Source organism: Millionella massiliensis, assembly GCF_900104655.1.
Classification (GTDB): domain Bacteria; phylum Bacteroidota; class Bacteroidia; order Bacteroidales; family Rikenellaceae; genus Rikenella; species Rikenella massiliensis.
In genome coordinates this window covers 2,226,403-2,246,253 of record NZ_FNWD01000002.1, presented here as the reverse complement: position 1 = coordinate 2,246,253, position 19,851 = coordinate 2,226,403, and the positions used below count along the sequence as shown (strand labels likewise).

General features: G+C 58.7%; 19 protein-coding genes, 1 tRNA gene, 1 other RNA gene and 1 pseudogene. 12 read left to right on the top strand and 10 right to left on the bottom strand.

The window, feature by feature from the left end; translation table 11 throughout:
* Positions 1-200: 200 nt before the first annotated feature.
* The 4 genes from BQ5379_RS08635 to ffs all read right to left on the bottom strand — a co-directional run bounded on the left by BQ5379_RS08635 (position 201) and on the right by ffs (position 2,100).
* Positions 201-764 (bottom strand): DUF4199 domain-containing protein, encoded by a 564-nt coding sequence (locus BQ5379_RS08635; protein ID WP_071135060.1) that lies wholly within the window; start codon positions 762-764, stop codon positions 201-203.
* A 10-nt stretch (positions 765-774) separates the two neighbouring features.
* A complete protein-coding gene (locus tag BQ5379_RS08630; RefSeq protein WP_071135059.1) occupies positions 775-1,389 on the bottom strand; it encodes an L-threonylcarbamoyladenylate synthase in 615 nt (204 codons plus the stop codon).
* 119 nt (positions 1,390-1,508) lie between these two features.
* The gene (locus BQ5379_RS08625; protein ID WP_143039432.1) at positions 1,509-1,787 is read right to left on the bottom strand and encodes a hypothetical protein; all 279 of its coding nucleotides are present in this window, start codon (positions 1,785-1,787) and stop codon (positions 1,509-1,511) included.
* Positions 1,788-2,007: 220 nt separating this feature from the next.
* Positions 2,008-2,100, bottom strand: an RNA gene (gene ffs / locus BQ5379_RS08620) — signal recognition particle sRNA small type.
* A gap of 101 nt (positions 2,101-2,201) precedes the next feature.
* Here ffs and mltG point away from each other — a divergent pair.
* The 3 genes from mltG to BQ5379_RS08605 all read left to right on the top strand — a co-directional run bounded on the left by mltG (position 2,202) and on the right by BQ5379_RS08605 (position 5,283).
* Positions 2,202-3,296: an endolytic transglycosylase MltG gene (gene mltG / locus BQ5379_RS08615; protein ID WP_071135057.1), complete on the top strand. Its 1,095-nt coding sequence runs from the start codon at positions 2,202-2,204 to the stop codon at positions 3,294-3,296.
* A 116-nt stretch (positions 3,297-3,412) separates the two neighbouring features.
* Positions 3,413-4,318 (top strand): cation diffusion facilitator family transporter, encoded by a 906-nt coding sequence (locus BQ5379_RS08610; protein WP_071135056.1) that lies wholly within the window; start codon positions 3,413-3,415, stop codon positions 4,316-4,318.
* A gap of 5 nt (positions 4,319-4,323) precedes the next feature.
* Entirely contained in the window at positions 4,324-5,283 is a 960-nt protein-coding gene (locus BQ5379_RS08605; RefSeq protein ID WP_071135055.1) for an alpha/beta hydrolase, read from the top strand.
* A 305-nt stretch (positions 5,284-5,588) separates the two neighbouring features.
* Here BQ5379_RS08605 and BQ5379_RS08600 read toward each other — a convergent pair.
* The 4 genes from BQ5379_RS08600 to recQ all read right to left on the bottom strand — a co-directional run bounded on the left by BQ5379_RS08600 (position 5,589) and on the right by recQ (position 10,023).
* Positions 5,589-5,672: transfer RNA gene (locus BQ5379_RS08600), tRNA-Leu, on the bottom strand.
* Between the two features lie 51 nt (positions 5,673-5,723).
* On the bottom strand, positions 5,724-6,773 hold the full coding sequence (locus BQ5379_RS08595; protein WP_071135054.1) for a M20 family metallo-hydrolase: 1,050 nt from the start codon (positions 6,771-6,773) through the stop codon (positions 5,724-5,726).
* A gap of 2 nt (positions 6,774-6,775) precedes the next feature.
* Positions 6,776-7,603, bottom strand: a complete 828-nt coding sequence (gene rsmA, locus BQ5379_RS08590; RefSeq protein ID WP_071135053.1) for a 16S rRNA (adenine(1518)-N(6)/adenine(1519)-N(6))-dimethyltransferase RsmA — start codon at positions 7,601-7,603, stop codon at positions 6,776-6,778.
* 200 nt (positions 7,604-7,803) lie between these two features.
* Positions 7,804-10,023, bottom strand: a complete 2,220-nt coding sequence (gene recQ / locus BQ5379_RS08585; protein WP_071135052.1) for a DNA helicase RecQ — start codon at positions 10,021-10,023, stop codon at positions 7,804-7,806.
* Between the two features lie 123 nt (positions 10,024-10,146).
* Here recQ and BQ5379_RS08580 point away from each other — a divergent pair, with 123 nt between their 5' ends.
* From BQ5379_RS08580 to BQ5379_RS08570, 3 genes are all read left to right on the top strand, one after another.
* On the top strand, positions 10,147-11,124 hold the full coding sequence (locus BQ5379_RS08580; RefSeq protein WP_071135051.1) for a KpsF/GutQ family sugar-phosphate isomerase: 978 nt from the start codon (positions 10,147-10,149) through the stop codon (positions 11,122-11,124).
* Positions 11,125-11,292: 168 nt separating this feature from the next.
* Complete coding sequence (lptB, locus tag BQ5379_RS08575; protein ID WP_071135603.1) at positions 11,293-12,027, top strand: LPS export ABC transporter ATP-binding protein; 735 nt, start codon at positions 11,293-11,295, stop codon at positions 12,025-12,027.
* Between the two features lie 70 nt (positions 12,028-12,097).
* Positions 12,098-13,351 (top strand): peroxiredoxin family protein, encoded by a 1,254-nt coding sequence (locus tag BQ5379_RS08570; protein ID WP_235846053.1) that lies wholly within the window; start codon positions 12,098-12,100, stop codon positions 13,349-13,351.
* Between the two features lie 231 nt (positions 13,352-13,582).
* On the opposite strand, the gene BQ5379_RS11350 is transcribed toward BQ5379_RS08570, so the two are convergent.
* Positions 13,583-13,837 carry a pentapeptide repeat-containing protein gene (locus BQ5379_RS11350; protein ID WP_235846052.1) on the bottom strand — a complete coding sequence of 85 codons (255 nt, stop codon included), beginning with the start codon at positions 13,835-13,837 and terminating at the stop codon, positions 13,583-13,585.
* 195 nt (positions 13,838-14,032) lie between these two features.
* Positions 14,033-14,143, bottom strand: a pseudogene (locus BQ5379_RS11470) (pentapeptide repeat-containing protein); the annotation flags it as partial.
* A 97-nt stretch (positions 14,144-14,240) separates the two neighbouring features.
* On the opposite strand from BQ5379_RS11470, the gene tig reads away from it, so the two are divergent.
* From tig to BQ5379_RS08535, 6 genes are all read left to right on the top strand, one after another.
* A complete protein-coding gene (tig, locus tag BQ5379_RS08560; protein ID WP_071135049.1) occupies positions 14,241-15,557 on the top strand; it encodes a trigger factor in 1,317 nt (438 codons plus the stop codon).
* Between the two features lie 121 nt (positions 15,558-15,678).
* The gene (locus BQ5379_RS08555) at positions 15,679-16,359 is read left to right on the top strand and encodes an ATP-dependent Clp protease proteolytic subunit (protein ID WP_071135048.1); all 681 of its coding nucleotides are present in this window, start codon (positions 15,679-15,681) and stop codon (positions 16,357-16,359) included.
* A gap of 21 nt (positions 16,360-16,380) precedes the next feature.
* On the top strand, positions 16,381-17,643 hold the full coding sequence (gene clpX / locus BQ5379_RS08550) for an ATP-dependent Clp protease ATP-binding subunit ClpX (RefSeq protein WP_071135047.1): 1,263 nt from the start codon (positions 16,381-16,383) through the stop codon (positions 17,641-17,643).
* Positions 17,644-17,833: 190 nt separating this feature from the next.
* Positions 17,834-19,186: an adenylosuccinate lyase gene (purB, locus tag BQ5379_RS08545; protein WP_071135046.1), complete on the top strand. Its 1,353-nt coding sequence runs from the start codon at positions 17,834-17,836 to the stop codon at positions 19,184-19,186.
* 43 nt (positions 19,187-19,229) lie between these two features.
* Positions 19,230-19,394: a rubredoxin gene (locus tag BQ5379_RS08540; protein WP_071135045.1), complete on the top strand. Its 165-nt coding sequence runs from the start codon at positions 19,230-19,232 to the stop codon at positions 19,392-19,394.
* A gap of 101 nt (positions 19,395-19,495) precedes the next feature.
* On the top strand, positions 19,496-19,840 hold the full coding sequence (locus BQ5379_RS08535; RefSeq protein ID WP_071135044.1) for a DUF4834 family protein: 345 nt from the start codon (positions 19,496-19,498) through the stop codon (positions 19,838-19,840).
* Positions 19,841-19,851 lie beyond the last annotated feature (11 nt).

Genomic DNA, 19,851 nt, shown 5'->3' with positions numbered 1-19,851 from the left:
CCGCACCTTCGGGCGACTCTCTGGTTTCTCCTCGACCAGATTGCGGTCCACACATCTTTTTGCCTGTTCTCCTCTCCCCTCTTTCCACTCCCCTTTTCTCTCTTCCGCTCTTCTTCTCACCACTTCACTTTTCCTCGCCTTCTCTCTGACTTTTCCTACCTCTCTCGCCCCCGTTACGTACCCCTCGGGCCACGACGGTATTACTGCAACGGTGGCAGCGGATTGTAGGGTTTTCGGTAGCGGACGATGGCCGATGTGAACAGGGCGATGAATCCACCCTGGAACAGCATGGCGATCATGTTGGCGAAGATCACGACAAAGAGGTTGTGCATCAGGGCCATTCCGGCCTGTACCTGCTCGGCCGTCATCATGCCGGAAGAGACATAAGCCTCGGCCACGCGCTTCATGGCTTCGGCAAAGTACTGCGGATCGACCACTTCGACCAGCAGGTAGTATCCTGCCCCGTAAACGATGCCGCTGAGCAGCGACACCAGGAGCGAGAATCCGAAAGCACGTCCGTAGCTGAATCCGTTGGGACGCGTCGCGGGGTCGGGCGGACAGAGCGCCGCCGCACGGCGTCCGTATATAATAAGTACGGCCACAATCACACCGAAGTTGGCGAACGAAAGGATCGTGGCGAGTAGCGGGCCTGCATCGTGCAGCAGGTACTGAAGGGCCATAACGGCGAACAGGGCCAGCCCCAACACCATTCCGGCCGTAAGCAGTTCGGTTCTGAATTTCTGTTTGCGTTGTTTTTCGTCCATGGCGGGGGTATCAAAATTCGAGTTCCGATCGTCCCTGACGGAGGATCTCCACCTCGCCGCTGGTGGTGCAGTCGACCACCGTCGAGGCAAAATTGTCGCCCATGCCGCCATCCACCACGGCATCCACAGCGGCGTAGCGTTCGTGGATCAGTTCGGGATCGGTGATGTATTCCACCTCGTCGCCGACGTCGTCGGTACGCACGGAGGTGGTCACCAGCGGCTCGCCGAGCGCTTCGACGATGGCGCGGGCGATGGAGTTGTCGGGGATGCGGATTCCGACCGTTTTACGACCGACCATCACCTTGTCCGAGATTTTCGACGAGGCGGGCAGAATGAAGGTAAACGGACCGGGCAGGTTGTGCTTGAGCAGTTTGAAGACCAGGTTGTCCACACGGGCATATTCGGCCACTTCGGAGATGTCGGAGCAGACGATGGACATCTCGGAAGAGTCTTTCCCGCCGCGGATCGAACGGAGCCGTTCGATGGCTTTGGGCTGGTCGAGGGCGCAACCGAGGGCATAGACCGTGTCGGTGGGATAGACGATCACCCCGCCGCGACGCAGCAGGTCGACGACTTGTCGAACGGTGCGCTCGTTGGGGTTTTCGGGATATAACTTGATTATCATGTTACAAAGGTATGATTTTTTGCCGGGGGAACATACACTGCCGAAAAAAAGCCCCTGCACGAAAAACGCGCAGGGGGCAGATTCCGATCGGAGGATCCGGGATTCCGATTCTCGCAGCACTATTCGGGCAGGTCGTAGCGGAGCAGGCAATACTCTCCGTCATCATCACGCATGACCGCATAAAGTGTTCTTTCATCAGCAGGGTCAACACAGAGCGCGCGTATACGGTAATCCGTTTTATACAATTTCTTCAACCGACTATTCCAGTCAAAAACGGCAATATACTTCATCCCTTTGGGATCCGTAGAACCGGTATAAGCGGCGTATATCCGGTCGTTCGTGGAGGTCATGGAGCCGAATCCGAAAACCAACGTCTCGTACGAAGTAATGATTTCCACCTCATTATGCGGAAAATCAGGCCTAATCAAGAAACTATTATCTTAAAGATGAAATCTCTCAAAAGGAGACTATTTCAGAAACGATCCCAAAGCCACCAAATACAGATATTTTCATCGGGCGGGAACGCCCCGCGAGCAACTCTCCTCCGTGACATCGGGCTTCGGAACGAACCCGCCTCTCTTCTTTCGGAACGGATCGAACAGAGACAAAAAAAGTGGGTAAGCTACTTGCATCGCACCGCTACAACCACCTACCCTTGCTGCCTTCCGGCCCTGGGGGATTCAGCAGGAGCTGGTCGTACAAGACTTACCCACGGCACAAAAGTAAACCTTTTTCCCGATTCGGCCAACCCTCCGGAGTCGATTTTCGATTTTTGAGTACCTTTGACACTGCAAAACAGCCACATCCCGAACATGACAAAAACCAAATCCACCCGCAGAAAGGCCTCCACAACCCGAAAACGCTTCAAACTGACCAAACGCGGCATCGCGATTCTCGCCTCGCTGGGTCTGATCGTGGTCGTCATCGGCGGCGCGATCCTGTGGAAACAGTACGACTACCGTTTCGGCAGCGCCATTCTCCGCGACGGCACGATCCAGGTGCACACCGGCACCACCTTCGACGAGTTGAGCCAAATGCTGATCGACAGCGGTTACCTCAAGAACCTCCGCGCTTGGAACTCCTACGCCCGCGCCCACGAGATGGACAGCGTGCAAGCCGGGAACTATACCCTTCGGGCCGGTTCGTCGTACCGCACCGCACAGGCCAAGTTCTACTACGGTCGTCAGACCCCCGTCCGGCTGACCTTTAACAACATCCGGTCGATGGAACGCCTGGCCGAAGTCGTATCGAAATACATCGAGGCCGATTCGGACGAAGTGCTCCGGGTGCTGACGGACGACGAGGTGATCCGCAGTACGGGACTTACCAAAGCGACCTTCCCGTCGCTCTTCATCCCGAACACCTACGAAGTGTACTGGACCATGACTCCCAAGGAGTTTGTGGAGCGAATGAAGAAGGAGCACGACCGCTTCTGGGACGGCGACCGGCTGGATCAGGCCGAAGAACTGGGATTCACACCGGAAGAGATCTCCACGATCGCCTCGATCGTGATCGAAGAGACGAAGTTCAAAGGCGAGATGACCCAGGTGGCCGGCGTCTACATCAATCGTCTGCGGGCCGGAATTCCGCTACAGGCCGACCCGACCGTCAAATTCGCCATGGGCAACACCTCGCTGCGCCGAATCCTGAAGCGTCACCTGGCGTACGACTCGCCCTACAACACCTACAAATACGCCGGCCTACCCCCCGGACCAATCTGCATTCCGCCGATCTCGGCACTGGACGCCACCCTGGCCTACGCCGACGAAGACAACAGGCACGATTACCTCTACTTCTGCGCCAAAGCCGACTTTTCGGGCCAGCATGCCTTTGCCCGGACCCTCTCCGAGCACAACCGCAACGCCCGAGCCTACACCCGCGAGCTGAACCGCCGCGGAATACGCTAAACGCCTCACCACACTACCCTACCACCCGGAAGGAAACGGGCCCCACGGCCGCTGAACCCTCCCCGGGCAAAGTTCCGCCACTGCTACCCGCCACCCCCTCAACTCCCGCTTCTTCCATGGCACACGACCACACCCATCACGCCCACCACCATCATCATGCCGCGACCGGCAACATCGCCGTCGCCTTCTTCGTCAACCTTGGGTTTGCCATCGTCGAGCTGGCGGGCGGCCTGTGGACCAACAGCATCGCCATCCTCTCGGACGCCTTCCATGACTTCGGCGACAGCCTGTCGCTGGCCGTAGCATGGCGTCTGCAGAAGGTCTCCGAACGCCGGGCCGACGCCAACTACTCCTACGGCTACAAACGTTTCTCGCTGCTCGGCGCGCTGTTTATCTCCACCATTCTGCTGGTCGGCTCCGTCTTCATTATCAAGGCCTGCGTCGAACGTATCATCACCCCGCAGGAGCCCCACGCACAGGGGATGCTGGCACTGGCCGTCTTCGGCGTACTGGTCAACGGATTCGCCGCGCTGCGCCTCAAACGCGGAGGCTCGATCAGCGAACGCGCCGTGATGCTCCACATGATGGAAGACGTACTGGGATGGGTGGCCGTTCTGGTGGTCAGCGTCGTGATGCTCTTCGTCGAGCTGCCGATCCTCGATCCGATCCTCTCGATCGGCATCTCCTGCTGGGTGCTTTACAACGTCTACCAGAACTTGCGCACCACCCTGCGCGTGCTGCTGCAACACACCCCCGCAGAGATCGACCCCGCCAAACTCCGCGACGAAATTACGGCCCTGCCGGGCGTCGACTCGATCCACGACCTGCACCTGTGGAGTCTGGACGGCGAACACAACATCAGCACGCTGCACGTGGTACTGACCCGCCCCGCCAGCTGCGAAGAACAGATCCGCCTCAAAACGGAGATTCGCCGCATCTGCGCCGAGAATGGCACGGAACATGCTACCATTGAGTTCGAGACCGCAGGAGAGACCTGCAGCCTGACCCACTGTTCGCACTGATCCCCATGGAATTCCGCACCCACACCTTCCACTTCCCGGCCGACTACGACGGCCCCGTGATCGCCACCCTGTTCGAAGCGCCCCGCCCAACGACCGACAACGGTCGCGCCGTGCTCTACATCCACGGCTATATCGACTACTTTTTCCAGGAGCATCTGGCCGAACACTTCGTGGCCCGCGGCTACCGGTTTTATGCCGTCGAACTGCGCAAATACGGACGATCGTGGCTCGAAGGACAGCATCCCGACTTCGCACGCTCCATGTACGAGTACTACCCCGACCTGACCGAAAGCATCCGCTTCATCCAGGCGGCCGGAGCCTCCGAAATCGTCCTGCTGGGTCACTCCACCGGGGGACTGCTCGCCGCACTGTATGCCGACGACGGCCCTGCCGATCAGCGCCGGGCGATCAGCCGTGTGGTGTTGAACAGCCCCTTTCTGGAGTTCAACACCACGTGGACCAAGCGACACATCCAGATCCCGCTGGCGGCCGCTGCCAGCCTGATTTTCCCGTTTCTGCACGCCCGCAACGAGCTCTCGCCCCTCTATGCGCAAAGCGTCCACCGGCACTATCGCGGCGAATGGGACTTCGACACCCAGCTCAAACCGATCGAAGGGATTCCGCTCTACTTTTCGTGGCTGCGTGCCGTCCGCAACGGCCAGCGACGCATCAAACGCGGACTGAACATCGCCGTCCCGGTACTGGTCATGAGTTCGGACCGCTCCTATTTCGGCACCGAGTGGGACGACGCGCTGTTCCGCACCGATGCGGTGCTCAACGTCGAGGATATCCGACGCTATGCGCCGAACCTGGGACGCGACGTCACGTACGTTCCGATTGCGGGTGGCATGCACGACCTGTTCCTCTCCAGCGCGCCTGTACGTGCCGAGGCGTTCCGCACGATGTTCGAATGGCTCGACCGCACACTCCCGGCTGCCACACCGGACCGAACAACCATCGATTGAACACGCACTCTCCTCTTCGCGCACATCTCCACGACATTTCATTCCACCCGCGCCACGTCGCCTGTACCGTGATTTTTTGAGAATATCGGAATACATTTACCGGCATTTCGAATCATCCGCACACATACCCGAGGCTATGCTTGTACGCACTTCAACCGCCTCCGATTTTCCCTTCCCCCGCGCATTAGCGCCAGGGCCCCAACCGCAAGCGCACACCACCTTCGCCCCACTCCCTTCCGGTCTTCAGACAAAAACAGACAGAGCAACCCTTCGTGAAGGGTTGCTCTGTCTGTTTTCGATTCACGTGCGGATGAAGGGACTCGAACCCCCACGCCGGTTAAGGCACCAGATCCTAAGTCTGGCGTGGCTACCAATTACACCACATCCGCAGAATGACGCTGCAAAAGTAAGCAATAAAGGACGGTTTTCCAAACGGCCGTCTACCGGCACACCGCTTCAAGCATGGCGATATACTGGTCGATGCCGGCTTCGATTTCGGATACATACACAAATTCGTCGACACTGTGCGAACGGGCCGAATCGCCCGGCCCCATCTTGAGCGACGGAATCGACAGCAGGGCCTGATCCGAAGTGGTCGGCGAGCCGTAAGTGTGTCGTCCCTGTGCCAGCCCGGCCGCCACGATCGGGTGCGACGGGTCGATGTAGGAGGGTTTGAGGCGGGTCGAACGCGGCGTAACATCGGAGGCGACGTGGCTGCGGACAATCTCAAGCACCTCTTCGTTGGTGTAGCGGTCGGTGACGCGCACGTCCACCGTATAGCGACACTCGGCCGGCACGACGTTGTGCTGCGTACCGGCGTTGATAACCGTCACGCTCATCTTGACATTGCCGAACAGTTGCGACTCCTGCGGGAACCGATAGGTGCGGAACCACTCGATGTCCTGCATCGCCCGGTAGATGGCATTATCCCCCTCGTTGCGGGCGGCATGGCCGGCCTTGCCGTGGGCCACGCAGTCGAGCACCATCAGACCGCGTTCGGCGATGGCAAGCTCCATCCCGGTCGGTTCGCCGACAATCGCAAAACTCAGCTCGCCCAGTTCAGGCAGGATGCTTTCGATACCGTTCCGGCCGGAGACCTCCTCCTCGGCGGTCAGCGCCAGACAGAGGTTATACCGGAGCCCTTCGGCCTCATAAAAGTGCAGGAAGGCGGCAATGAGCGACACGACGCTGGCCCCGGCGTCGTTGCTGCCGAGTCCGTAGAGTTTCCCGGCCTCGATGTCGGGCGCGAACGGGTCGCGGGTATAAGCGCTGTTGGGTTTGACCGTATCGTGGTGCGAATTGAGCAGGATGGTGGGTTTGGCCGGATCGAACCAACGGTTACGCACCCACACGTTGTTATGGGAGCGGTGCACGGGGTCGACACCCCGGGAGGTGAGAAATTCGGCCAGCAGGTCGGCGGTACGTTCCTCTTCGCGGCTCACGGAAGGGGTCGCAATCATGCGCCGCAGCAGTTCGATATATGGATTCATGGTTATTCGGTAAGGGTTGCAGAATCGGACGCGGGGAGCAGGTCGGCCACCCAGCGGGTCAGTTCGACGAACTGGGCGACGGAGAGGGTCTCGGGACGCAGCCCGAAACAGGGATGCGGCTCGATCCGTCCGCTGGAGACGGCCTCGCGCACGGCCGGATAGGCGGAGCAGAGGGAGTTCCGAATGGTTTTACGCCGCTGGTTGAAGGTGGCCTTGACAATCTTCCGGAAGAGGGCCTCGTCGCAGTCGAGGTGCTGCACGGCGTTGCGGGTCAGTCGGATCACGGCGCTCTGCACCTTGGGCGGCGGGTTGAAGACGCCGGGCGGCACGCTGAACAGGTACTCGATGTCGTAGTAGGCCTGGAGCAGGACGCTCAGGATGCCGTACTCCTTACCGCCGGGAGGCGCGGCGAGCCGCACAGCCACCTCTTTTTGGATCATGCCGACGACCTCGGGGACGATCTGCCGGTGGTCCAGCACTTTGAAAAAGATCTGCGAGGAGATGTTGTACGGAAAATTCCCGATAATATTGACGCCGCCCTGCCCGGCGTACAGGGCGTCGAGATCGAGTTGCAGGAAGTCGCCCTCGATGATGTTCAGCGCAGGATAGTGCACGCGCAGGTAATCGACGCTCTCGGTGTCGATTTCGGCCACGGTGAGCCGGTCGCCATGCAGGGGCAGCAGGAATTGGGTCAGCACGCCCATGCCGGGTCCCACTTCGAGTACCCCGGGGGCGTGATCGGTACGCAGTGCTTCGGCTATACGCCGCGCAATATTCAGGTCGGTCAGAAAGTGCTGACCGAGATACTTTTTCGCTCTTACTTCTGTCATTCGTTCGTTCCGAAAGGTTACAGGGTCGGCGGATACCGGACTGACTGCCACACATACGCTCAAGCGGAATCGCCGTACAACTCTTCGGGCGGTACTGCCGCACAGACGCCGGCAGCCTGTCGCCGTTGTCTTCGGAGGAAGCCGCCACACAAATGGGCAGACAGACCGTCACGTCAGTCGGAGGGCAGTTGGCCGACAGATCAGTTTCCGGCCTCGCTCAGGAATTTGATCCGTACCAGCCGGATCTCCTCTTCGGTGTAGTCGGGGCCCAGTTCGCGCACGGCATCGGCCACGGAGTCGCTCTGAGCCTCTTCGGTGAAATAGTCGATGATGTCGAGCACTTTATCCTCGTCCACCATCTCGTTGATGTAGTAGTCTATGTTCAGCCGCGTTCCGGCTCCGACAATGGCTTCGATCTCTTCGAGCAGCTCTTCCATCGAAAGTCCCTTGGCGTCGGCAATATCCTCGAAGTCCATCTTGCGGTCGATGCTCTGGATGATGAAGACTTTGTTGCGGCTCTTGTTCACCACGCTGCGCACGACCATCTCCTGAGGCCGTTCGATGCCGTTCTCCTCAACATACCGGGCGATCAGTTCGATGAAGGGTTTCCCGTAGCGTTTTGCCTTGCCCTCGCCAACTCCGGTGATGTTCAGCATATCCTCAAGGGTCACGGGATACTGGATGGTCATCTCCTTCAATGACTCTTCGGAGAAGATCACATAGGGGGGCAGGTCGTGTTTCTGTGCAACCTTTTTCCGCAGGTCGGCCAGCATCGAGAAGAGGATCGGATCGGCCGCCTCGCCGCCGCGGTTGGGGGCGTGGGTGGTCAGCGAATCCTCGTCGTCGGACTCTTCGTAGCGGTGGTCGGCCACGAGCTTCACGCTAAAGGCTCCGCCCGGAGCCAGGTACTGACGGCCGGCGTCGCTGATGGAGAGCAGGCCGTAGTTTTCGATATCCTTGTCGATCAGTCCGAGGATCTGCCCCTGACGGATCACGGCGCTCCAGAACTGGGCGTCGTGGTCGGCACCCGCTCCGAAGAGCTCCAGTTTATGGTGTTTGTAGGATTTGATCAGGTTGGTGGTTTTGCCGAGCAACATGGCTTCGAGGTAATCGGCCTTGAAGCCCGGGCCGATCGCTTCGAGGGTTTCGAGCATCAGCCGCATGAAATCCCGGCCTTCGAACTCTTCGCGGGGGTTGCAGCAGTTGTCGCAGCATCCGCAGTTGGGTTCGTTGTACTCTTCGCCGAAGTAGTGGAGCAGCATCCGGCGACGGCACATGGCGCTTTCGGCGTAGGAGACGGTCTCCTGCAGCAGCAGTTTGCCGATCTCCTGTTCGGCGACCGGTTTGCCCTGCATGAACTTCTCGAGTTTCTGAATATCCTTATAACTATAGAAGGTGATGCAACGCCCTTCGCCACCGTCGCGACCGGCCCGGCCGGTCTCCTGGTAGTACCCTTCGAGCGATTTGGGAATGTCGTAGTGGATGACGTAGCGCACGTCGGGCTTGTCGATCCCCATCCCGAAGGCGATGGTGGCCACGATCACGTCGACCTCCTCCATCAGGAACTTATCCTGATTGGCGGCACGGGTGGCGGCGTCGATACCGGCATGATAGGGCAGCGCCTTGATGCCGTTGACCACGAGCAGTTCGGCCAGCTCTTCGACCTTCTTGCGCGAGAGGCAGTAGATGATGCCGCTTTTACCGGGGTTCTGCTTGATGTATTTGATGATCTCCTTGGTGGCGCCCACCTTGGGCCGCACTTCGTAGTAGAGGTTGGGGCGGTTGAACGACGACTTGAAGACCTTGGCGTCCTGCATGCCGAGGTTTTTCTGGATGTCGAGCTGCACTTTCGGGGTCGCCGTGGCAGTCAGCGCGATGACGGGCGCCTGTCCGATCTCGGCGATGATCGGGCGGATACGGCGGTACTCGGGTCGGAAGTCGTGGCCCCACTCCGAGATACAGTGGGCTTCGTCGATGGCGTAGAACGAAATCTTGATTTTACGCAGGAACTCGACGTTCTCCTCCTTGGTGAGCGACTCGGGGGCAAAGTAGAGGAGTTTGGTTTTGCCTGCGAGCACGTCTTCGCGCACTTTCTGGACGGCGCTTTTGTTGAGCGATGAGTTCAGGAAATGGGCGACGCCGTCCTCCATGGAGAAGGTACGCATGGCATCGACCTGGTTTTTCATCAGGGCAATCAGCGGCGAGATGACGATCGCCACACCGTCCATCATCAGGGCCGGCAACTGATAGCACAACGATTTACCTCCGCCCGTGGGCATCAGCACGAAGGTATCGTTTCCGGCGAGTACGTTGCGAATTACCTTTTCCTGATTCCCTTTGAATTGTGAGAAGCCGAAATGCCGTTTGAGGCTTTCGTATAAATCGTCGGATGTCGAATGTTGCTGTTTACTGTTTGTCATAATGAAATCCCCCGTAAATAGCCTTTGAGCCCGCATCGGACGGTCGGACCCCGACACAGGCAACAATAAAGGTAACGATTTTTCATGAAATCCAACTACCTTTGTCCAAAATTTTAACCGAAAGTGACTCCCGAACAGACCATAGAATTCGCTCGGAACATCATCCACACCGAGTGTGCAGCCGTCGAACGGCTCGCCGGATATATCGATCAGAGTTTCGTCGAGATTGCCGAAATGATCTTCCACAGCCGCGGCCGGCTGATCATCACGGGTATCGGGAAAAGCGCCCTGATCGCCAACAAGATCGTCGCCACGCTCAACTCCACCGGCACCCCCTCCGTCTTCATGCACGCCGCAGACGCCATCCATGGCGACCTGGGAATCATCCAGCCCGAAGACATCATCATCTGCATCTCCAAAAGCGGCAACTCGCCCGAAATTAAGGTGCTGGTTCCGTTCATCAAGCAGATGGGCAACCAGATCATCGGGATGGTGGGCAATCTGGAGTCCTTCCTGGCACAACACAGCGACCGTATTCTGAACACCACCGTCGCCGAAGAGGCCTGTCCCAACAACCTGGCCCCGACCTCCAGCACGACAGCCCAGCTGGTAATGGGCGACGCGCTGGCCATGACGCTGCTCAAGATGCGCGGCTTCACGGCCCAGGATTTCGCCCGCTTCCACCCCGGCGGAGCACTCGGCAAGAAGCTCTATACCACCGTGCGCGACATCATGTCCGACGAAGGGGCGCCCCGGGTATCGCCCGATGCCGACCTCAACACCGTCATCATCGAAATCTCGGGCAAACGGCTCGGAGCCACTGCCGTCGTCGAACCCGGAGACGGACGGCTCGTGGGCATCATCACCGACGGCGACCTGCGCCGCATGCTCCAGAGCGGCAAGGACATCCGGTCAGTCCGGGCACGCGACATCATGTCCCTCTCGCCGAAGACCATCGCCGCCGACGAACTGGCCGTCAAGGCATTTCACATGATGGAACAAAATAAGATCACGCAACTGCTCGTTCTCGATACGGAGCAGGGCGGCGCCTATTGCGGCATCATCCACATCCACGACATTCTCCGCGAAGGCGTGGTATAACCCTTTTCCCTCGGGGGCGGGAGACTCGCGCTGAACGCCCCCGACGACGAACCACCCCAGGCGCGGCCCCCCGGGCTATCACCGACACCCGAACAACAGCCCGCTCTCGAACCAGAAAACACCTGTTGCATGGAAAATCCGCTGGAAATCAACAACCCGAACGAGAAGATGCGTCTTTGGACAAAAGACCTCGTCAAGAAATACAAATCGCGCACGGTCGTGAACGGCGTCTCGATCGACGTCGAGCAGGGCGAGATCGTCGGACTGCTGGGCCCCAACGGAGCCGGCAAGACAACCACCTTCTACATGACCGTGGGGCTGATCAAGCCCAACGCCGGCCAGATCTTCCTGAACGACCTCGACATCACCAAAGAGCCCGTCTACCGGCGCGCCCAGCTCGGCGTGGGGTATCTGGCCCAGGAAGCCTCGGTTTTCCGGCGCTTGTCCGTCGAGGACAACATCAAGGCCGTCCTGCAGATGACCGACTACTCGAAAGAGTACCAGCGCGAGCGCATCGAATATCTGATTCGGGAGTTCAGCCTCACGAAGGTGCGCAAGAGCCTCGGCCAGCAACTCTCCGGGGGTGAGAGACGACGCACCGAGATCGCACGCGCCGTAGCCATCAATCCGAAATTCATTCTGCTCGACGAACCCTTCGCCGGCGTGGACCCGATCGCCGTGGCCGAAATCCAGTCGATCGTGGCCTCGCTCAAGGAGAAGAACATCGGCGTCATCATCACGGACCACAACGTACACGAAACCCTGAGCATCACCGACCGCACCTACATCCTGGTCGAAGGGAAGGTGATCCGCACCGGCACGGCCGAAGAGTTGGCCGCCGACGAATACGTACGCCGGGTCTACCTGGGACCCGACTTCGAGTTGCGGAAAGTCAAAAAATAATCTTTTCGGACAAAGAACAGACTGACGATATTTTTAGTTATATTAGCGGTGTAACACAAAAACTCAGTTTATGATGCAACACCGCTTTTTAACGCTGATTACGGCCGCCGTGCTGGGTACACCCGCCATCGGCCAACAACATTTCACCCTGAGCGGCCGCATCGACGGCCTGCAACCCGGCGACACACTGCGTTTCGAACGGGTCATTCACCCGCGTTGGGAACTCGAACCCGCCTTCGACATTATCGTTAAAAAGGCCGGCACCTTCCGGTACCGCGGCACGCAGGAGCACGACCAGCACTACGTGTTCACCTACCACCCGAAAACCGGCGAAGCCCGACACTGCGACCGACAGGGCATGCAGCTCATCCTCACCGACGGCGACCGGCTCCAACTCCACGGAACCGCCGACCAGATCTATTACAGCACCCTCACCGGCGGTCTGTACGACGACCCGCTGCTGGCCGAATCGCTACGCCTCGAAGATTCGCTCGGAATGATCCGCGGCAACTACGCCTACGAGGCACAGGCCGCCTTCGCCCGCAAAGACACCGCAGCCGGACGGAAATACGAACAACTCTTCAACAATTTCGGCCATACCAACTCCTCCGACCCCGGATTCAAACGGTCCGCCGAGGCTGACAAAGCCTATGCCGAAGCCCATCCCGACGGAACGCTCTACCTGTTGCTCGACAAACTGCCGGAGATCACCTACGAACCGCTCGACCAGTCTCGTGCCACCTACGAAAGCTACTCGCCCGAACTGAAGGAGAGCTACTACGGCCGGCTTTTCGATCAGTTGCTCCGCCGGATGGAACAGTTGGCCAACGGCCAGCCCGCCCCCGACTTCACGGTCATCAGCACCACCGGTCAGAAACTGACCAAAGCCGACTTCCGCGGACGCCACCTGCTGATCTACCACTGGGGACTCTGCCCCGGCTCGCTCTATATCGACCCGCTCGTACGGGAGCTGCACGACAAATACCACGCACAGGGACTCGATGTGCTCGGTGTGACCGAATCCATCGCCACCATCCGTCAGGTTCACGACAACCTGCCCACCGACAAGAAGGTCTCCATGCCCGGCGTGGACGACATGCGCACCGCACTGGCCGGGATGCTCCAACACCCCTGGACAGAAGTCGAAGTCGAAACCGACCATCCCGACAACAAATCGCTGATGGAGAGTTTCTTCTTCACCGGCTGGCCCTTTTTCATCCTGATCGGCCCCGACGGCACCATTCAGGCCCGCGGATTTTTCGACGCATTCGAGGCTGCACAGGCCGTGCTCGAAAACCAGTACGGCAACACCTCCGCTCAATAAGTCCATCCCCGCATCCCCGGAGAAGACCGGCACAACATTCCAACTCCCCGGACCACTCTGAACAAGCCTCCCTCGGCGGGGCTGCCGCATACAACAACGGGCCGAAGTTTCTGTCAGCGAAACTTCGGCCCGCACAATTTTCATTCAGAACTGCCACACAACACGATATATTATGCCCCCGCAGCACCATGCCGCGTTCCATGCCCCGCAAACCGGCTGGTGAGTTCCCGATCACTCCTCGATCCGCAGCCCGAACTGCGTCAACAACCCCTCCAGCCCGCCGCGTGAGAAACGCGCCCCACGCATCCGGTTCACGGCCGGGTCGATCGTAAAGGCAAAAGCCGCGCGGAAATCGGCACCCTCCAATCGACATTGTTCGAACAGGGTTCGCTCCAGATCACACTCCGAAAAATCGGCCTCCGCAAGGTCGCACTCCGAAAAGAAACACTCCCGCAACACACTCCCGGTAAAAAGCGTTCGCTCCATTTTCAACTCACGGAACGAACAAAAGCTCAAATGACACCCCCGGAACGCCACGCCGAATCCAAGCCTGCGGCAACGTCCGAAATCCACGCCCCGCAACTCGCAACGCTCGAACACCGCATCCCGAAGCCCCGCACCATCGAAACCCGGCCCCGACAACCGACACTCCTCGAAACGGCAATCCGCCAGCTCCGCATCGGTGAAATCGGCCTGCGTCAGGTCGCATCCCCGAAACGTACAACGCTCGAAATCTCCGCTCCGGAACCGATCCGAATCGGCCAAATCGCAAAATACCTTATCGTAAAACATGGTCATCCGGATCAAAAGTAGCGGATTTTCATAAAAAATCCGTTACCTTTGCGCTCTAATTGGCTCACTAAGGCAAATAAAACAAACAACATACGCAATGAACGTAGTTAGAGAAAACCTCGAAAACCAGACCGCGCTGCTCCGGGTCACCGTGGGCGAAGCCGATTACAAGGAACAGGTCGAAAAACAACTCAAAGAGTATAAACGCAAAGCCAACATCCCGGGTTTCCGTCCGGGCATGGTTCCGATGGGTATCATCAACAAGATGTACCGCAAGAGCGCCGTGGCCGACAACGCCTACCGCAAAGCAACCGACGCCGCCTTCGACTATATCAAGGAAAACAACATCGACACCGTAGGCGACCTGATGCCCTCCGACAAACAAGGCGAACTGGATTTCGACACCGCTACCGAATTTGAATTCGTATTCGAAATCGGTCTGGCTCCCGAAGTTGACCTCGCCCTGAGCAAAAAGAACAGCATCACCAAATACATCATCGAACCGAACGACGACATGCGCAAAGGCTTCCGCAGCAACTACATGCGTCGTTTCGGCAAACTGGTTGACGTCGACGTGGTAGCCGACGACGAAGCACTGACCGGTACCCTCACCCAGGGCGAAACCACCATCGACGACGCCTACGTAGGCCTCATCAGCATGGACGAAGAGAGCCGCAAACCCTTCATCGGCAAGAAAGTGGGCGACACCGTCGAAGTGAACGTCAACGAAATCTACAAGACCCCGTCGCAGCGCGCCTCGATCCTGGGCGTGAAAGAGGCCGAACTCGAAGGGATGGACCCGAACTACACCTTCACCATCACCCAGATCCGCAAGTTCGCCGAACCCGAGATGAACGAAGAGTTCTTCAAGCTCGCCTTCCCGGCCGGCGACGTGACCACCCCCGAACAGTTCGACGCCAAGATCGACGAACAGATCCGCCACGAACTGGCCAAAGAGACCGAATACAAATTCACGGCCGACATGCGGAAATACCTGCTCGAGAAGACCAACCTCAGCCTGCCCGAAGCCTTCCTGAAAAACTGGCTCTACCAGGTGAACCAGGGTAAATTCTCGATGGAAGAGATCGAAAAAGAGTTCTCGCAGTTCCTCGACATGCTGCGCTGGGACCTGATCCGCCGCCACGTGATGAAAGCCAACAACCTCGAAGTCACCCAGGACGACGTCAAAGCCGAAGCCAAAGAGGTTGCCATGATGCAATTCCAGTACTACGGCATGCACACCGTAGCCGACGACATGCTTGAAAACTTCGTGGGTTCGATCCTCGGCAACAAGGAAGAGGTCCGCAAGATCTACGACAAGGTGGGCGAACAGAAAGTGATCGCCGCCGTGGCCGAACAGATCAAAGTGAACGAAAAAACCGTCACCCCCGAAGAGTTCCAGAAACTGGCGTAACCCCCTTCAGCAGGCCCGATGAGGGTCTGTCGGACAGCAAGGCGCATTTTGTTAGAGGCAAAATGCGCCTTTTTCGTAAAAAAAACATAACTTTACCCTTTACAACATTTTATATCGTCGAATGGACTACAAAAAAGAGTTTGAACGGTACGCACGTCTGGGCCGCGGCATCTCGTCGCTGGCCATGCACCGCTACGACCGCATCACCGCCGAATACATATCGCCCACCATCATCGAAGAACGCCAGCTGAACGTCGCCACGATGGACGTCTTCTCGCGTCTGATGATGGACCGCATCATCTTCCTCGGCGTCCCGATCTACGACGACGCCGCCAACATCATCCAGGCCCAGATGCTCTTCCTCGAATCGACCGACCCGAAAGCCGACATCCAGGTCTACCTGAACACCCCCGGCGGTTCGGTCTCGGCCGGCCTCGGCATCTACGACACGATGCAGCTCATCTCGCCCGACGTGGCCACCATCTGCACCGGCATGGCCGCCTCGATGGGCGCCATCCTGCTGACCGCCGGCACCAAAGGCAAACGCTCCGCCCTGCAACACTCCCGCATCATGATCCACCAGCCGCTGGGAGGCGTCGAAGGACAGGCCAGCGACATCGAAATCACCGCCCGCCAGATCCTCAAGACCAAAGAGGAGCTCTACTCGATCCTCTCGGCCCACAGCGGCGTCGACATCAAGAAGATCGAGCAGGACGCCGACCGCGACTTCTGGATGACCTCGCAGGAGGCCACCGACTACGGCATCATCGACGGCGTGCTGACCAAACGGGAAGAAATCTAAGCAGAAAGAGAGAGGAGAACCATGGCAGACAACAAAGGTAAAATCCACGAACACTGCTCCTTCTGCGGAGCGCCGGCCAGCCAGGTCGGCATGATCATCCACGGCCAGGAGGCCAACATCTGCGACAACTGCGCCGAACGCGCCTGGGAGATCGTCCAGCAGGAGATGGAAAACCGCGCCAAGAGCGAAGCCGCCCAAACCATCGGCGAAGCGATGTCGCTCTACACCCCGCAATCCATCAAAGCGTTCCTCGACCAATACGTCATCGGCCAGGACCGCGCCAAGAAATACATCGCCGTAGCCGTCTACAACCACTACAAGCGACTGATGCACAGCATCTCGCACCCCGACGATACGGACGACACCGAGATCGAACTCGACAAGTCGAACATCCTGCTCGTGGGCGAGACCGGTACCGGCAAGACCCTCATTGCCCGCACCATCGCCCGGCTGCTGAACGTACCGTTCGCCATCGTGGACGCCACCGCCCTGACCGAAGCCGGATACGTCGGCGAAGACGTCGAGAGCATTCTCTCGCGCCTGCTGCAGGCCGCCGACTACGACGTGGCCGCCGCCGAACGCGGCATCGTCTTCATCGACGAGATCGACAAGATCGCCCGCAAAAGCGACAACCCCTCCATCACCCGCGACGTATCGGGCGAAGGCGTACAACAGGCCCTGCTGAAGATCCTCGAAGGGACCGTGGTGAACGTACCGCCGCAGGGAGGACGCAAACACCCCGACCAGAAATACATCCAGGTCAACACCAAGAACATCCTGTTCGTGGCCGGCGGTGCCTTCGACGGCGTACAGAAAAAGATCGCCCAACGACTCAACACCCGCGTGGTGGGCTACGGCCAGCAACAGAAAGTGGCCGAAGTCGACCGCGACAACCTGTTGCAATACATCACCCCGAAAGACCTGCGTTCGTTCGGTCTGATCCCCGAACTTATCGGCCGACTGCCCGTACTGACCTACCTCGAGCCGCTTGGCCGCGAAGCGCTGCGCCAGATCCTCACCGAGCCCAAGAACGCGATCATCAAACAATACATCCGCCTGTTCGAGCTCGACGGCGTGAAACTGAGCTTCGACAACGACGTGCTGGACTACATCGTGGACAAAGCGATCGAATACAAACTCGGCGCCCGCGGCCTGCGTTCGATCTGCGAAGCAATCATGATGGACGCCATGTTCGAGGTGCCGGCCAGCAAACGCAAGACCTTCCGCGTGAAACTCGACTACGCCCGCCAGCGCGTCGAAGCCATGCAGGTACAGGTAGCCTAACCCCCGGGGAGGAAAAAAGCGGAGAGCACAGAAAGACAGGAAAGAAAAGTGAGAGAAGAATGACAGGAGAGGAGAAAGAGTGTGCGCAAGAATGAACCGGATGCCGGTCGAAGAACCCGACAGACCAGCAGCCACCCGACCCGCAACGCCCCGACAACAACCCATACGACACAAAAACAACCTAATAACCATGGAACTGAACCGACTCACAGCCATTTCGCCCGTCGATGGACGCTACCGCGGCAAAGTCGATCAACTGGGCAACTACTTTTCGGAATTTGCCCTGATCCGCTACCGCGTACAGGTCGAAATCGAATACTTCATCGCCCTGTGCGAACTGCCCCTTCCGCAGCTCGCCGACTTCGACAAAGGACACTACACAGCCCTGCGCGACATCTACAAGAACTTCTCGCTGAGCGACGCCGAACGCGTCAAGGAGATCGAACAGACCACCAACCACGACGTCAAAGCCGTCGAATACTTCATCAAGGAGAAGATGGACGTGCTGAAGCTGGGCGACGAACGTGAATTCGTCCACTTCGGTCTCACCTCGCAGGACATCAACAACACCGCGACCCCCTACAGCCTCAAGGCCGCCACCCACGAAGTGTACAACCCCGCCATCGACGAACTCGTGGCGAAACTCCGCGAACTGGCCGACGAATGGCGCACCGTGCCGATGCTGGCCCACACCCACGGCCAACCCGCCTCGCCCACCTCACTCGGCAAGGAGATCCGCGTATTCGTCGAACGCCTCGACAAACAGCTGGCCCAACTGCGCGCCATCCCCTTCCCCGCCAAGTTCGGCGGCGCCACCGGCAACTTCAACGCCCACTCGGTAGCCTACCCGACCATCGACTGGGTCGCCTTTGCCAACCGCTTCGTGAACGAGACCCTCGGCCTCGAGCGTTCGCAGTACACCACCCAGATCGAACACTACGACAACATCGCCGCCCTGTTCGACGCCTACAAACGGGTCAACACCATACTGATCGACCTGGCACGCGACATGTGGACCTACATCTCGATGGAATACTTCAAACAGAAGATCAAAGCCGGCGAAGTAGGTTCCTCGGCCATGCCCCACAAAGTCAACCCGATCGACTTCGAGAACGCCGAAGGCAACCTGGGTCTGGCCAACGCCCTGTTTGAACATTTGGCATCAAAATTGCCGATCTCCCGTCTGCAACGCGACCTGACCGACTCGACCGTGCTGCGGAACATCGGCGTACCGGTGGCCCACACGCTGATCGCCATCAGCTCGCTGATGAAAGGGCTCGGCAAACTGATCATCAACCGCGACGCCATCGACCGCGACCTCGACAACAACTGGGCCGTGGTGGCCGAAGGGATCCAGACCATCCTGCGCCGCGAGAAATACCCCAATCCCTACGAAGCGCTCAAAGCGCTGACCCGCACCAACAAAGGGATCGGCCAGGCCGACATCGCCGCCTTCATCGACGGCCTCGACGTACCCGAGAGCGTAAAAAGCGAACTCCGCGCATTGACACCGCACACCTATATCGGTATCTTTGCCAAATAAAACAGACAACCAACACAACACACACTAAAAACAAAACAGAACTATGGACAGCTACAAATGCGACGTATGCGACTGGGTTTATAACCCCGAAGAAGGCTACCCCGAAGGCGGCATTGCCCCCGGTACCCCGTTCGAAGAACTGCCCGACGATTTCGAATGCCCCCTGTGCGGCGTCGGGAAAGACATGTTCAGCAAAGTCGAAAAATAATCGCCCGCCGCTTTCCACGGCGGCAGGATAACCCGACAGGCGTGGGAACGTACTAAAGACGCACGTTCCCACGTTATCTTTAAGGAAAATTACAACACCCCATGGAAACCTTCCTGACCGTCATACTATTCATATTCGTCGGATTCTGGCTGCTCGGACAGATCGGTCGCTGGACGCTGCGATGGTGGATAGCCCGCAAGCAGAAAGAATTCCAACAACAGTTCGGCGGAGACGGCAACGCCACCGGAGGCACCTTCGGCAACGGCGCCTTTCGCGGCTTCTACACCCAATTCGGAAACAACGGCGGGAACAACGCCCGGAAAAAACGCGAAGGCGAAGTGACCGTCACGCGCAACACCCGCCAAAGCGAATACCAGGTCGGCAAGAGCGTCGGCGAATACGTCGAGTACGAAGAGGTCGAGACCTCCGACACCACTCGCCCGTAACGTCCGCCAGC

Coding starts and splice junctions, on each gene's coding strand:
- BQ5379_RS08635 (WP_071135060.1), bottom strand. CDS start 764: ATGGACGAAAAACAACGCAAACAGAAATTCAGAACCGAACTGCTTACG.
- BQ5379_RS08630 (WP_071135059.1), bottom strand. CDS start 1,389: ATGATAATCAAGTTATATCCCGAAAACCCCAACGAGCGCACCGTTCGA.
- mltG (WP_071135057.1), top strand. CDS start 2,202: ATGACAAAAACCAAATCCACCCGCAGAAAGGCCTCCACAACCCGAAAA.
- BQ5379_RS08610 (WP_071135056.1), top strand. CDS start 3,413: ATGGCACACGACCACACCCATCACGCCCACCACCATCATCATGCCGCG.
- BQ5379_RS08605 (WP_071135055.1), top strand. CDS start 4,324: ATGGAATTCCGCACCCACACCTTCCACTTCCCGGCCGACTACGACGGC.
- BQ5379_RS08595 (WP_071135054.1), bottom strand. CDS start 6,773: ATGAATCCATATATCGAACTGCTGCGGCGCATGATTGCGACCCCTTCC.
- rsmA (WP_071135053.1), bottom strand. CDS start 7,603: ATGACAGAAGTAAGAGCGAAAAAGTATCTCGGTCAGCACTTTCTGACC.
- recQ (WP_071135052.1), bottom strand. CDS start 10,023: ATGACAAACAGTAAACAGCAACATTCGACATCCGACGATTTATACGAA.
- lptB (WP_071135603.1), top strand. CDS start 11,293: ATGCGTCTTTGGACAAAAGACCTCGTCAAGAAATACAAATCGCGCACG.
- BQ5379_RS08570 (WP_235846053.1), top strand. CDS start 12,098: ATGATGCAACACCGCTTTTTAACGCTGATTACGGCCGCCGTGCTGGGT.
- BQ5379_RS11350 (WP_235846052.1), bottom strand. CDS start 13,837: ATGGAGCGAACGCTTTTTACCGGGAGTGTGTTGCGGGAGTGTTTCTTT.
- tig (WP_071135049.1), top strand. CDS start 14,241: ATGAACGTAGTTAGAGAAAACCTCGAAAACCAGACCGCGCTGCTCCGG.
- BQ5379_RS08555 (WP_071135048.1), top strand. CDS start 15,679: ATGGACTACAAAAAAGAGTTTGAACGGTACGCACGTCTGGGCCGCGGC.
- clpX (WP_071135047.1), top strand. CDS start 16,381: ATGGCAGACAACAAAGGTAAAATCCACGAACACTGCTCCTTCTGCGGA.
- purB (WP_071135046.1), top strand. CDS start 17,834: ATGGAACTGAACCGACTCACAGCCATTTCGCCCGTCGATGGACGCTAC.
- BQ5379_RS08540 (WP_071135045.1), top strand. CDS start 19,230: ATGGACAGCTACAAATGCGACGTATGCGACTGGGTTTATAACCCCGAA.
- BQ5379_RS08535 (WP_071135044.1), top strand. CDS start 19,496: ATGGAAACCTTCCTGACCGTCATACTATTCATATTCGTCGGATTCTGG.